This window comes from Streptosporangium vulgare, from assembly GCF_042428775.1.
Classification (GTDB): domain Bacteria; phylum Actinomycetota; class Actinomycetes; order Streptosporangiales; family Streptosporangiaceae; genus Streptosporangium; species Streptosporangium vulgare.
Genome location: NZ_JBHMBS010000164.1, coordinates 1 through 584, shown reverse-complemented (window position 1 = coordinate 584; position 584 = coordinate 1). Strand labels below are relative to the sequence as shown.

The following is a 584-nucleotide window of genomic DNA, read 5'->3' as shown; positions in this document are numbered from 1 at the left end:
CACGACAGCCTGTGCCGAAAAATCTGGCGTGAGGATGATAAATGGCATGTCATTTTTCGTGCAGACGGCTGGGAGCAACATATTACCGCCCGCTATCTGGTCGGTGCCGATGGCGCAAACTCGATGGTGCGGCGACATCTCTACCCGGATCATCAAATCCGTAAATATGTCGCTATCCAGCAGTGGTTCGCGGAGAAACATCCGGTGCCGTTCTACTCCTGCATCTTTGATAATTCGATAACTAACTGTTATTCATGGAGTATCAGCAAAGACGGTTATTTTATCTTTGGCGGTGCCTATCCAATGAAAGACGGTCAGACGCGTTTCACGACGCTGAAAGAGAAAATGGGCGCCTTTCAGTTCCAGTTTGGTAAGACGGTGTAAAGCGAAAAATGCACGGTGCTGTTTCCCTCGCGCTGGCAGGATTTTGTCTGCGGTAAGGACAACGCCTTTCTGATTGGTGAAGCGGCGGGATTTATCAGCGCCAGCTCGCAGGAGGGGATTAGCTATGCGCTGGATAGCACAGACATTCTGCGTTCGGTGTTACTGAAGCAGCCAGAGAAGCACAATACCGCTTACTGGCG

General features: G+C 50.9%; 1 pseudogene. It reads left to right on the top strand.

Going from position 1 to position 584, the window contains the following annotated elements:
- Positions 1 to 584 (top strand): annotated as a pseudogene (gene cbrA, locus ACFFRH_RS44950) (colicin M resistance lipid reductase CbrA); the annotation flags it as partial.